Genomic DNA, 14,177 nt, shown 5'->3' with positions numbered 1-14,177 from the left:
CACATGTGGATCGACGCGAAAGCCTCCCTGGGTTTCGATGCCCAGGGCCGCCTGGCCGCCATCCACCAGACCTGGCGGTTCGACGAGATGTCGTCCGTGTATTCCCTGCAGGGCCTGGCCAAGGACAAGCAGGGCCAATACCGGCCGAAGGATCTCCAGTCCATGGCCGATGACTGGGTGGCCGCGTTGGGCGAGCCGCAGTCGCACTATTTCACCCGTGTCGCGGTGGGCGGCAAGTCCCTTGCGTTCGGCAAGCCCAGGAAGGCAAGCGTGAAGTGGGACAAGGCTGCCGGCCGGCTGGCGCTGTCCTTCGAGTTGCCGTTGACGCAGCCCGTGCAGGCCAAGGTGGCGGACATCGACATCTACGATCCGACATTCTTCGTGGCCTATGCCTTCGAGGACAAGGACGCCGTCACGCTCGACGGCGCGCCCGCGGCATGCACGTCGCAATACCGTCCGCCGCGCGAGCTCGATTGGAAGACCCTGCAGCGGCTGGCGGCGATTCCCGCCGAGCAGGAACACCTGCCCGAAGAGCTTTTCGCCATCACGCAGTCGCTGACGCATCGCATCGAGGTCCGTTGTTCGTGAAGCGCTTGAGTGCTTTCTTTTTGCTGGCGCTGTTTTCCTGCGTCGCCGTGGCGCAGTCCTCGCATCCTTTCGGCGTGCCCGAAACCTCGGTGGGTGGCGGCGGTGATGGCTGGCTGGGCGCCTTCTTCACGCAGATGTCCATCTGGCAGTCGCATTTCTACCGGCAGCTGACGGGCGCGGTGCGGGCCTGGCAGCAGGACGGCCACGCGGGCTGGGCGCTGATGGGCCTGTCGTTCGCCTATGGCGTGTTCCACGCGCTAGGGCCGGGGCACGGCAAGGCGGTGATCGCGTCCTATGTGCTGGCCAATCGCCAGACGGTGCGCAATGGCGCCGTGCTGGCGCTGGCCTCGGCCTTGGTGCAGGCGCTCACTGCCATTGCGCTGGTCACGGTGGCGGCCATGCTGCTGAACGTGACGGGCGCGGTCATGAATCGGGCCACCTGGTGGCTGGAGGTCGGCTCCTACGCGCTGGTGGTGCTGCTGGGCATCTGGCTGGTCATCCGCCGGGTGGCGCAGCCCGCCTGGCGGGCGTGGCGCGCACGCGGATCCCACCCCGCGGCCGCCGGATACGCGCATCATCATGGCCACGATCACCACGATCACCACGATCACCACGATCACCACGATCACCACGGCCATCACCATCATCATGACCACGGCCATGCCCACCATGACGATTGCGGCTGTGGCCATGCCCACATCCCGGATGCCGAGGCCGTCTCGGGCAAGCTCGACTGGCGGCGCGCCAGCGCGGCGATCCTGTCCGTGGGTTTGCGTCCCTGCACCGGCGCCGTGCTGGTGCTGGTGTTCGCGCTGTCGCAGGATTTCTACTGGGCGGGCATTGCGTCCGCACTGGCGATGGGCGTGGGCACCGGGCTGACCGTGGCCGCGCTGGCCTGCCTGACGCTGGTGGCTGGCGACCTGGCGGCCCGCCTGGCGGGGCCCGGCTCGGTCTGGGCCGAACGGTTGCGGGTGATCCTGCAGGGCCTGGCGGCGCTCGCGGTGCTGCTGTTCGGCGTGGCATTGCTGGGCGGCGCGCTGGCAAGTTGAACCCTGTGCGGCAGCACGCTCTGGAAACGGCGCTTCGGCGCCGTTTTCGTTTTCCGGCGCGGGTCGAGCCGGGGTCGCACCGCATTGAGTCTTGTCCCGATCTGTACAATAATAAATATCATTTACATTTTCTCGGTGCCAGCCGTGCAGGAAACGCAGCGCGCAATCAATGAGTCGGTGGCAGCGCTGTATGCCGAACATCACGGCTGGTTGCAGCGGCGCCTGGATTTCCGTTTGCAGGACCGGCACGTGGCGGCCGACCTGGCGCAGGACACCTTCCTGAACCTGCTGACCCGCCGCAACCTTCCTCCGCTGCGCGAACCGCGCGCCTTCCTGAGCAGCATTGCGCATGGCTTGCTGGTGGACTTCTGGCGCCGCCGTGATATCGAGCATGCCTGGCTGGCCGCCTTGGCGGATCGGCCCGAAGCGCTGCAACCCTCGCCCGAGGCCCAGGCGCAGATGCTGCAGGCCCTGGTGGAGATCGATCGCAAGCTGTTCCGCCTGGGTGAGCGTCCCCGGGCCGCCTTCCTCATGCATCGCATCCAGGGCATGACGCATCCCGATATCGCGGCATCGCTCGGCCTGTCCGAAAGAACCGTGCGCAAGTACATCGCCCAGGCCATGCTCAGCTTCCTGATGGACGACACGCTTGCCCCCCTGGCCGCCGGGGCGTGCTGATGGGCGAGGGCGCCAGCCTCCTGCCGGATGAGCACCGGGCGCTGGCCGATGCGGCGCGCTGGTATGCCGTGCTGAGCTCCGGCGCCGCGACACCGCGGGATCGTTCGGGCTGGCAGGCATGGCTGGAAGACAGCGCGGCGCACCGGCAGGCCTGGCAGCGGGTCGAGGCGGTGAACGCGCATTTCGACGAGGCCCTGCCCGATCCGGCCGCAAGGCAGCTGGGCGCTGCCAGCCTGGAAGCGGCGGCGCAAGGCCGCCGCAGCCGCCGCAACATGCTGAAGCTGGCGGTCGTGGGCGGCTCGGCCAGCCTGCTGGGCCTGGGGGTCTGGCAATCTCCGCCAGCCCGCCGCTGGCTGGCGGCCTGGCGTGCCGATCATGTCACCCCCGTGGGCGGCATGACGCAACAGGTGCTGGCGGATGGCACGACCCTCTGGCTGAACACCGATACCGCCGTCCGTGTCGATTACGGCCCTGCACTGCGTCGGCTGGTGCTGCTGCGCGGAGAGATCGCCATCGTGACTGCCAGTGATGCGTCGCGTCCTTTCGTGGTGGAGACCGATGAAGGCCGCTTGCAGGCGTTGGGAACGCGTTTCAATGTGCATAGCGCCGATCGCGTGACCACGCTGGCGGTATTCGAAGGCGCCGTCCAGGCGCATTTCAAGGGCGGCGCTCCAGAAGGGTATCGGGTCGATGCCGGCATGCAGATGCGCGGCGGCCCGGCCATCGTGCCTGCGGCCCCAGCGCCCCTGCAGCCCGGCGCCGGGGCATGGACCCGCGGCATCCTGCAGGTCGAGGAAGCACGCCTGGCGGAGGTGCTGGCGGAGCTCGGCCGTTATCGGCCAGGCCGGCTGGACTGGGCCGACGCGGTGGCGGATATCCGCGTCAGTGGCACCTTTCCGTTGCGGGACACGGATCGCGCCTTGTCCCTCCTGGCGCAGACCCTGCCCCTGCAGGTCAGCCAGCCCTTGCCTTGGTGGACGCGCGTAGGCGCCCGGTGACGCCACGGTCGGCGGCCCTTGCCGTTACAAAATAATCTGCCGGTTTCATCCCGCTCGTTCGGCATAGGGGGAAATCAACCCACCTATAGCGGAATCGCGGCATGTCCTTCCTTTCTTCTTCCCCACGCCAGCGCGCCCGGACCCGGCTGTTGTCCCGGGCCTTGCGCACGGCCGCGCTGGCCTTGCCCACGGGGCTGGCAGCGCTGCCCGTGGCGCCGGCCTGGGCGCAGGCATCGGCGCGTGCCTATGCCATCGGGCCGGGCCCCTTGGCCCAGGTGCTCAACCAGTATTCGGCCGAAGCCGGTGTATTCGTCAGCAGCCCCGGCACGCTGACTGGCGGGCGGCGCAGCCCAGGCGTGCAAGGCAGCTTTACGGTGGATGAGGGGTTCGCGGCACTGTTGGCAGGGACGGGCTTGCGTGCCAGGCAACTGTCTGACGGCGGTTATGTCCTGCATGAGGACGCCGCGGGTGGCGCAACCCAGCTTGCGCCCGTGACGGTGACGGCAAGACCGGAAAGCGCCACGGGGCCGGTATTGGGCGTGGGCGCCACCCACAGCGCGACGGGGACCAAGACGGATACGCCCATCATCGAGACGCCCCAGTCCATTTCGGTGGTGGGGGCGCAGCAGATCCGCGACCAGAAGGCACAAAGCCTGCAGGAGGCGCTGGGCTACACGCCGGGCCTGATGCCGGGCATCGTCGCCAAGAGCGGGATGTTCGAGGACACGATGAGCATCCGCGGCTTCGAAGCCAACCCCCAGACCGGCAGCTACTACCGGGACGGCATGCGGTACATGATCAACCAGTACAACGGCAAGCAGGAGCCCTATGGGCTGGAGCGCATCGAAGTCCTGCGCGGCCCGTCGTCGGTGCTGTACGGCGCGGCGGCACCGGGCGGCATCGTCAACTCGGTCAGCAAGCGTCCGCCCAGCGAACGCATCGGAGAACTGAACCTGGATGCCGGCAGCTTCGACCGCCGCCAGATCTCGGGCGACGTGGGCGGCCCGCTGGATGACGCAGGGAAGTGGTCCTACCGGCTGACCGGACTTTTCCGCGAAAGCAAGCAGTTCGTCGATTACAGCCGTGATGACCGGACCTATCTGGCGCCCGCGTTGACGTGGCGGCCAAGCGATGCGACCTCGCTCACGCTGCTGGCCAACTATCAGCGCAGCAAGACCATCTATCCGCCCGCTGTGCCGGTGACCGGCTCCCTGCGCGACAACCCCAATGGCGAGATTCCGCGCCGCCGCTTCCTGGGCGAACCCAATCACAACACGTTCGACCTGGCGTCCACGTCCGTGGCGTTGCTGTTCGAGCACGCCTTCGACGACACGCTGAAGATCCGGCAGTCGCTGCGGCAGTACGACGCCGATCTGCGCATGCGCTACGTGCTGCTGCAAGGCGACGTGGATGCGCGCACGCAGCGCAGGGTGGCCCGTTCGGCCCGGGGGTTCGATGACCACACCACGGTGTTCACCAGCGATACCAATGTCGAGAAGCGCTTTGCGACCGGGCCGGTGGCGCACACCGTTCTTGCCGGGTTCGACTACACCCGCTCCACCTACAACAGCGATAGATTGCGCGGCAACCTGCCGGCCATCGATGCCTACAACCCCGTCTACCAGGCGGGGGAGGTCGTGGCCCTGCCGTGGCAGCAGCGGCGCAACAAGGAGCATCGCCTGGGCATCTACGTGCAGGACCAGTTGAAGATCCATGACAAGGTCGTGGTGCTGCTGGGCGGACGGCGTGACCAGGCGCGGGCGGAGAACCGCTTGCTGCATGCGCCGGGCAGCGACTCGTCGGATCGGGATTCGGCCTTCACGGGCCGGGCGGGGATGGTCTATCTGGCGGACAACGGACTGGCGCCGTACGTCAGCTTCTCGCAATCCTTCGAGCCGACCTCCGGGCGGGATCGCAATGACAACCGCTACATTCCCAGTCGCGGCAGGCAGGTGGAAGTGGGGGTGCGCTACCAGCCCGCAGGGCAGGACATGACGCTGAGCGCAGGCGTGTTCGACCTGGTGCGCAAGAACGTCTTCACGCCGGATCCGCAGGACCCGGCCTTCCTGGTGCAGACCGGCGAGGTGCGGTCGCGCGGCATCGAACTGGAGGCGCGGGCGCGTGTCACGCCCGCCGTCGACCTCATCGCGGCGTACACCTATACCAATGCCAAGGTCACTGCCAGCAATCTGCCGGGCGAAAAAGGCGAGCGCTTCAACACGCCGCGGCACGTGGCATCGTTGTGGGCCGACGCGCACCTGGCGCAATGGGTGGCGCCCGGGGTGAAGGTCGGCGCGGGCTTGCGGCATGTGTCGGCGCGGCCGGATCGCCCGTCCAGCGGATCGCTGGGCGGGCCGGGCTATACGCTGGTCGATGTCCGCCTGGGCTATGAAACCGGACCGTGGGCCTATGCGCTGAACGTCACCAACCTGGCCGACAAGACCTACATTCCCTCGATTTGCTACAACGGGCTGTGCGACTACGGCGAGCCGCGTCGCATCATCGGAACGGTCAGTTATCGCTGGTAGCGCATGCGCGCCCTGCTCGTCCGGGTGCACCGTTGGGTAGGCCTCGCCATCGGGGGATTCCTGCTCGTGACGGCGGTATCCGGCATTCCACTGGCCTGGCACCACGCGCTGGATGCCTGGGCCGCGCCGGCATTGTGGCGCGCGCCGGATTGCGGCGCCGAAGGGCGTCTGGATGCCCTTGTCCTGCGCGACATCGTCCGGGATGCTTTTCCGCAAGGCCATCTGCCCGCAGCCCCGCTGGGCGGGGAGGCGGGCAGGGCACTGGCGGTGCCCGTCTGGTTCGTTTCCCGCGCGGATGCCGCGCCCGTGCTGCACGAGGTATTCGTCCATCCCTGCACGGGCGCGATCCAGGGCAGCCGGGAATGGGGCGACATCCGCGCCGGCTGGGTCAACCTGGTGCCGTTCCTGTATCGCCTGCACGCGTCGCTGCTGCTGGGCGGGCCAGGCGAATGGCTGCTCGGGATCGTGGCCCTGCTGTGGACGCTGGATTGCTTCGTCGGCCTGGTGCTGACGTGGCCGACCAGGCGCCGGGTGCGCGCAGACCGTCCTGCGGCCCTTGCCTCGTCGTGGTGGTCGCGCTGGTGGCCGGCGTGGCGGGTGCGTTGGACCGCGGGCAGGCATAAACGCAACGTCGACCTGCACCGGGCTGGCGGACTCTGGGCATGGGCGCTGCTGCTCGCCATGGCCTGGAGCAGCGTGGCGTTCAATCTCCCGGCTGTCTATGAGCCCGTGATGCGTGGGCTGTTCGCGCATCAGTCGGATGGGCGGCGGCCCGCCGGCACCCAAGGCGCCAGCCAGGTTCCCGCCTTGTCCTTTGCGCAGGCGCGCGAGCGTGGCCGCGAGATCATGGCCGGCCTGGCCCGGGAGGAAGGCTTTGCCGTGCGCTCGGAGCATTGGCTGGCGCTCGACGCGCGCCGCGGCGTGTATCGCTACACGGTCCGCAGCAGCCGGGATCTGCTTGATCGGGGGGGCGCAACATCGGTCTTCCTCGATGCCGCTGACGGCAGCGTGCGCGGCAGCTTCGTTCCCACGGGCAGGGCTGCGGGCGACACCCTGCGGCATGTCCTGACCAGCCTGCACCGCGCGGCCTGGGGAGGCGGACCCGTCCAGCTGGCGTTGGCCTTGCTGGGCGGCCTGCTTGTCGTGCTGGTGCTGACGGGTGTCTTCATCTGGCAGGCGAAACGCCGGGCGTTGCGCTTCGCCGGCAAGCGGAACTGAAGCGCGATGTTGCGATGATACTTTGTACCAAATGTATATGTAATGTTATATCATTTGCATCCTTCGGTGTTTCTCCCGGTTCCAGAAGGACGCTTCCATGTTTCGCTCGACCCCTCCCCTCGCGGCCGCCATTGCCGTCGCCTTTGCCGCGCCCGCGATGGCCCAGGACAACCCGGCTGTGTCCGTGGGCCAACTGGCGCCCGTTACCGTGTCGGCCTCGCCCCTGGCCACCGGCGCGGACGACATGGCCACGCCCAGCGCCGTGCTGGAAGGGGATGCGCTGACCTTGCGCAGGAAGGGCACGCTGGGCGACACCCTCGATGGCGAGCCGGGCATCCATGCCGATACCTTTGGCGGTGGCGCAAGCCGGCCGGTCATCCGCGGCCAGACCGCGCCGCGCGTGCGCGTGCTGAGCGACAGCGCTGAACTCATGGATGCGTCCACCGTCTCGCCGGATCACGCGATCGCGGTCGAGCCCATGCTGTCGCGCCGCATCGAGGTGCTGCGCGGCCCGTCGGCGCTGCTGTACGGCGGCGGCGCCATCGGCGGCGTGGTGAACGTGCTGGACAACCGCATCCCCACGGCGGTGCCCGGGAACGGCATCGAGGGCGAGGCGGAACTGCGGGGCGCGACCGGCACCAAGGAGCGCGCGGGCGCAGTGGGCATCACCGGCGGCAGCGGCAACCTGGCCGTGCGCGTCGAAGGCATGAAGCGCGAGTCGGACGACTATCGCGTGCCCGACTGGTCCAGCCGCAGCGTGCCGGGCTCGTACCAGCGCTCGGGCTCGGGCAGCGTGGGCGCGTCGTGGATCACCTCGCGTGGCTATGTGGGCGCGTCCTATTCCTTCATGGAGTCGCGCTACGGCCTGCCGGGCCACAGCCACGAATACGAAGGCTGCCATCCGCACGGCGACCACCTGCATTGCGGGGGGCACGACCATGACCACGGTGATCATGAGGAAGAAGGCCATGAAGGCCACGATCACGATCATGACCACGGCGGCGGCGTGCCCTACGTGAAGCTGCGCAGCGAGCGCGGCGACTTGCGCGGCGAATACCGCGATCCTTTCGCGGGCTTCGAGAAGATCCGCTTCCGGGCGGGCGTCACGCAATACCGCCATGACGAAATCGAAGGCGGAGAGGTCGGCACGCGCTTCACCAACCGTGGCTACGATGGCCGCCTGGAGCTGACGCACAAGCCCATCATGGGCTGGCGCGGCGTGGTGGGCCTGCAGGGGGCGAGCAGCACGTTCGGCGCGGATGGCGAAGAGGGCTTCCTGCCCGAGAGCCGCACGCGTACGGCGGGTCTCTTCGTGCTGGAGGAATACCGCCTGGCGGACTGGCGCTTCGAACTGGGCGCGCGCCAGGACTGGCAGCGCATCCGCCTGACCGACGGCGGCGACAGCCGCCGTGACACGGGCAATTCGTTCTCGGCCGCGGCCATCTGGGACTTCGCGCCTCAGTATTCGGTGGCCCTGTCGCTGTCGCGCTCGCAGCGCCTGCCCAGCGCGCAGGAGCGCTACGCCGACGGCATCCACCTGGCCACCAACACCTATGAAATGGGCGACGCGAACCTGGGCAAGGAAACCTCGCGCAACATCGACCTGACCCTGCGCAAGAAAGCGGGCGATACCACCTTCAGCGTCAGCGCCTTCCACAACCGCGTGCGCAACTACATCTATGCCGACACCTTGGACCAGTTCGAGGACTTCCGCCTGATCCAGTACTCGCAGCGCGATGCCGAGTTCACGGGGATCGAGGCCCAGGTTCGCCATCGCTTCACGCCGGTCTTTTCGGCGGGCGTCTTCGGGGACTACGTGCGCGGCAAGTTCGCGAACGACGATGGCAATCTGCCCCGCATTCCCGCCGGGCGCGCGGGCGTGCGCTTGAACGCCGATTGGCAGCAGTGGGGCAGCGAACTGACGTTCACACGCGTCTTCCGCCAGTCGCGCGTGACGAGCTATGAGTCGGAGACGCCGGGCTACAACCTGCTGGACGCCCTGGTGACCTATGACACCGACATCGGCAATGCGCGCGCGCAGGTCTATCTGCGTGGCAACAACCTGCTGAACGAGCTGGCCTACAACCACACCTCGTTCATCTCGCGCCTGGCGCCCCTGCCTGGCCGCAGCGTGATGCTGGGCCTGCGCACGACGTTCTGAGCGGCGCCGCGGGGATCAGGCCTGGCCTTATCCCCGCGGGGTGTCCTTCTTGCGGCCTGCCCTGGGATGGGCCTGGTCGTAGGCGCGCGCGAGGTGCTGGAAATCCAGCCGCGTGTAGACCTGCGTGGTGGAAATGTTGGCGTGGCCCAGCATTTCCTGCACGGCGCGCAAATCTTGCGCCGATTGCAGCACGTGGCTGGCGAAGCTGTGGCGCATGACGTGCGGATGCAGTCGCGTGGGCAGGCCCGCGGCAATCGCCAGTTTTTCCAGCTGCAGCTGCACCACCCGTGGCGTGACGCGCTTGCCGCGTGCGCCCAGGAAGAGCGCCGCGGCATCATCGGGCGTTGCATCCGGCGCCAGCAGGGCGGGGCGCTCGCGCAGCCAGTGCGACAAGGCCGTCATCGCCGCGCCGCCCACGGGCACGGTGCGCCGCTTGCCGCCCTTGCCCCAGACCAGCACTTCCTGTTCGGCCAGGTTCAGCCAGCTGCGGGATTCATACTCGCCCGTGCGCACATAGGCCGTGTCCAGGCCGATGAGCTCCGAGAGCCGCAGGCCGCTGGAATACAGCAGTTCGAACATCGCGTGGTCGCGGCGGGCGATGGCATCGTGGCCGGCGCCGCGCGAGGCGTGGTCCAGCACGCCTTGGGCCTGCTCGACCGACAGGGCTTTGGGCAAACCACGGGCCAGCTTGGGGGCGCGCACGCCCGCGGCGGGGTTTTCAGGCAGTCCGGCCTGCGGGGCCCACCAGGCGAAATAGCCGCGCCAGGCAGCAAGCGTGCGCGCCAGGCTGCGCGGACTCAGGCCTTGCGCATGCAGGCGTGCCAGGTATTGGCGGATATGGGCGTGACGCAGGGCCTCGGGCGGCGTGTCGCCGGCGAGGGAGACGAGACGGGCGAGATCGTGACGGTAGCCGGCAAGCGTGTGCGGGGAATAGCGGCGCGCGGTCTCCAGGTGGGACAACCAGCGCGCCATGCTGTCGGGCAGGCCTTGCGAGGCAGTGGGCGGCGTGCCCGCGGGCGCTGCCGCGCTGGTTGCGGAAGCGGCGCCCACGATGCGCTCAGGCCTGCGGCGTGAGGCGTGCCAGCGCGGCGCTGCCCAGGCGGCCGATGCGGGCGAGGAAGGAGGTGCCCATGCCGGCCGCGAAGCGCTCGGCGTCGGGCGAACCCAGCACCAGCAGGCCGAAAGCGGGCGAGTCGGGCGTGGGACGCAGCGGCACCAGCGCCATCGAGCCAGGCGGCGTCGCCAGCCAGGCGGCGGCTTCCGCGCAGGCCTCGGCTTCACCCGGCGTGGCGGGTTCCTTGCCCGCCTGGGCGGGCACGGCAGGACCGCAATAAGGCGCCTTCAAGGCATCGGCATAGGCGCGCAGCGTGTCCGAGACGGGTTCGCCGGCGGTGCCGCCTTCGATGGCCAGCGGGGCCCACAGGCGCAGGCCGACGTCCTTCAGGTCGAAGACCTCGGCCAGGCCCAGCGTGACCAGCGCGGGCAGGCGCTCGGCGTGCTGTTCCGCCAGCAGGCGCTCGCACCACTGCTGTACCTGGGCGCCGATGCCTTCGTTGGTGGAGGCGTTGTGCACGAGTTCGTTCAGGCGCCATTCCAGTTCGCGCTGGCGCTCGCGCAGCGTGAGGATCTGGCGCTCGCCCAGCGAGATGGCGCGGCTCTGGTGCGGGTGCGGCACTTCGAGGGTCGCGAAGACCTCGGCGTGCTCCTGGAGGAAAGCGGGGTGGTCCTGGAGGAAACGGGCAACGGTCTCGGCGGAGAGTTCGTCGGCGTGCGTCGCGGCAGTGCTCATTGCTGGGGCGTCCTTCTTTCAGTATCGGGCATTGCCAGGGGCGTGTCGGCCCCAGGGGTGTCCGGACGGAACCGCGCGGCGCATGCCGGCCGCGCGGCCAGGGTGTCAGGGTTGGGCGGGCAGCGATGCCACCAGGGCGTCGACGTCCACGGTGCCCGAGAAAACGGTCGTGGCGGGGCCGGTCATGCGCAGGCTGTCGCCCAGCAGGGCGATATCGAGCACGCCACCGCGCGTGTGCACGGCCACGGGCGAATCGAGCAGGCCACGGCGGATGCCGGCGGCCACTGCCGCGCAGGCGCCCGTGCCACAGGCCAGGGTTTCGCCCGCGCCGCGTTCATGGACGCGCAGGCGGATGGTGTGACGGTCGACGACCTGCATGAAGCCCGCGTTCACGCGCTTGGCAAAGCGCGGATGCGATTCGATGTAGGGGCCGACGCGGCCGACAGGTGCCGTGTCGACGTCGTCGACCACCTGCACCGCATGGGGATTCGAGATGGCGACCAGGGACAGCAGCACCGACGCGGGGCCGCCCGGCGTGGCGGCCTCGTCCAGCGGCAGTTCCCACAGCGTGTCGGCGTGCTCGGGCCGCGAGGCCAGGCCGGTGGTGTCGAAGGGCAGCGCGGCGGGCTCGTAGCAGGTGAGGCCCATGTCGACCGTCACGCGGCCGTCCGCCGTTGCGTCCAGCACGATGACGCCCGTGGCGATCTCGGCGCGCAGCGGGTTCTTGCTGGACAAGCCCTGCTCGTGCACGAAGCGCACGAAGCAGCGGGCGCCGTTGCCGCAGTGCTCGACCTCGCTGCCGTCCGCGTTGAAGATGCGATAGCGGAAGTCGGCATCGGGGCGCGTGGCGGGCTCGACCAGCAGGATCTGGTCGGCGCCGATGCCGAGGTGCCGGTCGGCGAGCGCGCGGGCACGCGCCGCCGTCATCTGGATGGGCGAACGTACGCCGTCGAGCACGATGAAGTCGTTGCCCGCGCCGTGCATTTTGGTGAATGGCCAAGTCATCCCGCCATTATCGCCTAGTTGGCGGGCGATGGCGTGCCCGGCGCGGATGTTGCAACCGCCTCAATAGAGGCCGGGTTCGCCAGGGGGGCGGGTCTTGAAGCGGCGGTGCACCCAGTAGTATTGGCTGGGCATGTCGCGCGTCCAGTCCTCGACCATCCGGTTGATCCGGGCGGTGGCCGCCTCCAGGCCGTCCTCGCCCGGGAAGTCCGCCAGGGCGGGCAGAACCTCGATGTGATAGCGGCCGGTGGCAGGATTCCAACTGCCGCGGATAGGCAGCACGGGCAGCTTCCACGTGCTGGCAAGTTGCGCGGTGGCGGGGATGGTGGCCGCCGGCGTTCCGAAGAAAGGAACGAAGAGGGAACCCTTGCGGCCGAAATCCATGTCGGGCAGGTAGTACAGGGGGCGGCCCGCTTTCACGTGGCGCAGCAGGGGCCGCACGCCGTCCCGGCGGTTGACCAGGTGGACGTCGTTGAAGCGGGCCCGGCCTTCACGTACCAGCGCATCGACGTCGGGGTCGCTTTGTGGTGAGTACATGGTGGCGCCGCTCGGCGTTTCCATGGTCAGGCGAGAGGCTGCGGCATCCAGCGCGATGAAGTGCGGGGCGAGGAGGATGCAGGACTGGCGGGCGGCGACCAGTGGCTTCAGGTTTTCCTCGTAGCCCGACAGGGAAACCAGTTCGCGCACGCGTTCGGGGGGGGCAAACCACAGTACGCCGCGATCCACGACCGATTGTGCCAGGGCATGGAAGTGATCGCGCAGCAGGCGCTCGCGCGCGGCTGCGTCCAGCTCGGGAAAACAGATCTCCAGGTTGCGGCGGGCAACCCGGGCGCGTGGCCGCACCAGCCGGTAGGACAGTCCCCCCAGCAGTTTGCCGAGCCGCAGGCGAGTCGTGTTGGAACGGTTTCCGAACCACGTGAACAGCGCTTTGAGTGCGCGGTATTTCCATCCGCGCGGGATGGCGGGTGGCGCGAGGGATGGGTGCCGGTCGTCCGTCATGCCGCGTCTTCCGAGGGCAGGGCGCCGGGGGCCGCGGGTGCGCCTTTCGGCGTCTTGTAGCGGTTGTACCCCCAGAGGTACTGCTCGGGGCAACGGCGGATGAGGCTTTCCATGGTCTGGTTGATCAGCGTCGCCTGCGCCTCGGGGGATTCGGGCAAAGGCTCGGGCACGGGCACGTAATGCATCTGCCAGCCAGCGCCCTTGGGCAGACGCTCACCGGCGACCAGCACGACGGGCGCGTTCGTCTGCCTGGCCAGCCGGGCCGGCAGGGTGACAGAATAGGCTTGGCGGCCGAAGAAGGGCGCCCAGACGCCTTCGCCTTCGCCGGGCGCCTGGTCGGGCAGCATGCCGATGTCCTCCCCCTGGCGCAGTGCGCGCACGAACGCCCGCACGCCAGACTGGTTGGCCGGCACGACCTTCATGCCGGCGGATTCGCGCGCCAGTTGCATGACGGGGGCAAGCGCGGCCTTGCGCGGCGGCCGGAACATGACGGTGAGCGGATGCCGGCGCACCCTGTAGCGGGCGGTGATCTCGAAACAGCCCAGGTGGGGGGTCAGGTACAGCACGCCGCGGCCCTGCGCGTGCAGCGCGGCGATCATCGCCTCGTCCTCGGGGCTGCTGCGCACGCGCGCCAGGCTGTCATCGCTGCGGAACCAGACCCGTGCCAGTTCCAGGATCATCGCGCCGGTCTCGCCCGCCGCCCGGCGCGCGAAGGCCGGCGAGTCGTAGCCCGCCTGGGCGGCATTGGCGCGCAGGCGTTGGCGGTACTTGGTGGGCAGTGCATAGACCAGACGTCCGACCAGTCGGCCCAGGCCCTGGAGGAGGGAGAGCGGCAGGTGGGACAGCAGGCGAAACAGGAACAGCAGCATCGGCGGGCGTCGGGAATGGGGAGGGCGGACAGGCTTGCCGGCAGGCCTGGGGAGGGCGTCGCCGGGCCGGGGCGCCATGGGGTTGCTGACGCCATCCGCGAGAACATGTGCTATTTTCGCTTAAAATCACTTTGGCCGCCGAGTTAACGACAACTTGCGGGGCGGCCGCGGTTCCCTGTCTTGCCAGATGCTGGCACCGGCATTGAACCAGCTGGGGTGGCCGCCAGTCCATTCCTACCGCTAAAGCGTCGCGCCCAGATCCAAGCGTTCGTACTACGGTTGCATTTGGGGCTTCGCG

The 14,177-nt window shown here is 68.8% G+C and carries 12 protein-coding genes; 7 read left to right on the top strand and 5 right to left on the bottom strand.

The features are described from left to right. The first annotated feature begins 3 nt into the window (after positions 1-3). The 7 genes from ODI_RS21565 to ODI_RS21535 all read left to right on the top strand — a co-directional run bounded on the left by ODI_RS21565 (position 4) and on the right by ODI_RS21535 (position 9,220). Positions 4-588, top strand: a complete 585-nt coding sequence (locus ODI_RS21565) for a DUF1007 family protein (RefSeq protein WP_231968284.1) — start codon at positions 4-6, stop codon at positions 586-588. Positions 589-593: 5 nt separating this feature from the next. Further along, a complete protein-coding gene (locus ODI_RS21560) occupies positions 594-1,637 on the top strand; it encodes a nickel/cobalt transporter (RefSeq protein ID WP_231968160.1) in 1,044 nt (347 codons plus the stop codon). A gap of 144 nt (positions 1,638-1,781) precedes the next feature. After that, positions 1,782-2,315, top strand: coding sequence for a sigma-70 family RNA polymerase sigma factor (locus ODI_RS21555; RefSeq protein ID WP_067757595.1), 534 nt, complete (start codon positions 1,782-1,784; stop codon positions 2,313-2,315). After that, on the top strand, positions 2,315-3,313 hold the full coding sequence (locus ODI_RS21550; protein WP_067757589.1) for a FecR domain-containing protein: 999 nt from the start codon (positions 2,315-2,317) through the stop codon (positions 3,311-3,313). The genes ODI_RS21555 and ODI_RS21550 overlap by 1 nt, the downstream gene beginning before the upstream one ends. A 101-nt stretch (positions 3,314-3,414) precedes the next feature. Next, positions 3,415-5,841 carry a TonB-dependent siderophore receptor gene (locus tag ODI_RS21545; RefSeq protein WP_067757586.1) on the top strand — a complete coding sequence of 809 codons (2,427 nt, stop codon included), beginning with the start codon at positions 3,415-3,417 and terminating at the stop codon, positions 5,839-5,841. Positions 5,842-5,844: 3 nt separating this feature from the next. Then, positions 5,845-7,059, top strand: coding sequence for a PepSY-associated TM helix domain-containing protein (locus ODI_RS21540; RefSeq protein ID WP_067757583.1), 1,215 nt, complete (start codon positions 5,845-5,847; stop codon positions 7,057-7,059). A gap of 97 nt (positions 7,060-7,156) precedes the next feature. Next, positions 7,157-9,220 carry a TonB-dependent receptor domain-containing protein gene (locus ODI_RS21535; RefSeq protein ID WP_067757579.1) on the top strand — a complete coding sequence of 688 codons (2,064 nt, stop codon included), beginning with the start codon at positions 7,157-7,159 and terminating at the stop codon, positions 9,218-9,220. Positions 9,221-9,247: 27 nt separating this feature from the next. On the opposite strand, the gene xerC is transcribed toward ODI_RS21535, so the two are convergent. The 5 genes from xerC to ODI_RS21510 form a co-directional block, all read right to left on the bottom strand. After that, positions 9,248-10,192 (bottom strand): tyrosine recombinase XerC, encoded by a 945-nt coding sequence (gene xerC / locus ODI_RS21530; protein WP_067757843.1) that lies wholly within the window; start codon positions 10,190-10,192, stop codon positions 9,248-9,250. An 85-nt stretch (positions 10,193-10,277) separates the two neighbouring features. Continuing rightward, the gene (locus ODI_RS21525; RefSeq protein ID WP_067757576.1) at positions 10,278-11,009 is read right to left on the bottom strand and encodes a DUF484 family protein; all 732 of its coding nucleotides are present in this window, start codon (positions 11,007-11,009) and stop codon (positions 10,278-10,280) included. Positions 11,010-11,114: 105 nt separating this feature from the next. Beyond that, positions 11,115-12,014, bottom strand: coding sequence for a diaminopimelate epimerase (dapF, locus tag ODI_RS21520; RefSeq protein WP_067757573.1), 900 nt, complete (start codon positions 12,012-12,014; stop codon positions 11,115-11,117). Positions 12,015-12,074: 60 nt separating this feature from the next. Further along, positions 12,075-13,010: a lysophospholipid acyltransferase family protein gene (locus ODI_RS21515; RefSeq protein ID WP_067757571.1), complete on the bottom strand. Its 936-nt coding sequence runs from the start codon at positions 13,008-13,010 to the stop codon at positions 12,075-12,077. Beyond that, positions 13,007-13,879, bottom strand: a complete 873-nt coding sequence (locus ODI_RS21510) for a lysophospholipid acyltransferase family protein (RefSeq protein ID WP_067757569.1) — start codon at positions 13,877-13,879, stop codon at positions 13,007-13,009. Before ODI_RS21510 ends, ODI_RS21515 begins: the two co-directional genes overlap by 4 nt. Between the last annotated feature and the right edge of the window lie 298 nt (positions 13,880-14,177).

The sequence above is a fragment of the Orrella dioscoreae genome, assembly GCF_900089455.2.
GTDB classification, from domain to species: Bacteria; Pseudomonadota; Gammaproteobacteria; order Burkholderiales; family Burkholderiaceae_B; genus Orrella; species Orrella dioscoreae.
The sequence above is the reverse complement of the archived record's forward strand: the minus strand, read 5'-3'. Positions and strand labels throughout refer to the sequence as shown.

Excerpts from the sequence above, each read along its gene's own strand:
- ODI_RS21565 (WP_231968284.1), top strand. The coding sequence starts at position 4 with ATGTGGATCGACGCGAAAGCCTCCCTGGGTTTCGATGCCCAGGGCCGC.
- ODI_RS21550 (WP_067757589.1), top strand. The coding sequence starts at position 2,315 with ATGGGCGAGGGCGCCAGCCTCCTGCCGGATGAGCACCGGGCGCTGGCC.
- ODI_RS21545 (WP_067757586.1), top strand. The coding sequence starts at position 3,415 with ATGTCCTTCCTTTCTTCTTCCCCACGCCAGCGCGCCCGGACCCGGCTG.
- ODI_RS21540 (WP_067757583.1), top strand. The coding sequence starts at position 5,845 with ATGCGCGCCCTGCTCGTCCGGGTGCACCGTTGGGTAGGCCTCGCCATC.
- ODI_RS21535 (WP_067757579.1), top strand. The coding sequence starts at position 7,157 with ATGTTTCGCTCGACCCCTCCCCTCGCGGCCGCCATTGCCGTCGCCTTT.
- xerC (WP_067757843.1), bottom strand. The coding sequence starts at position 10,192 with ATGGCGCGCTGGTTGTCCCACCTGGAGACCGCGCGCCGCTATTCCCCG.
- ODI_RS21525 (WP_067757576.1), bottom strand. The coding sequence starts at position 11,009 with ATGAGCACTGCCGCGACGCACGCCGACGAACTCTCCGCCGAGACCGTT.
- dapF (WP_067757573.1), bottom strand. The coding sequence starts at position 12,014 with ATGACTTGGCCATTCACCAAAATGCACGGCGCGGGCAACGACTTCATC.
- ODI_RS21515 (WP_067757571.1), bottom strand. The coding sequence starts at position 13,010 with ATGACGGACGACCGGCACCCATCCCTCGCGCCACCCGCCATCCCGCGC.
- ODI_RS21510 (WP_067757569.1), bottom strand. The coding sequence starts at position 13,879 with ATGCTGCTGTTCCTGTTTCGCCTGCTGTCCCACCTGCCGCTCTCCCTC.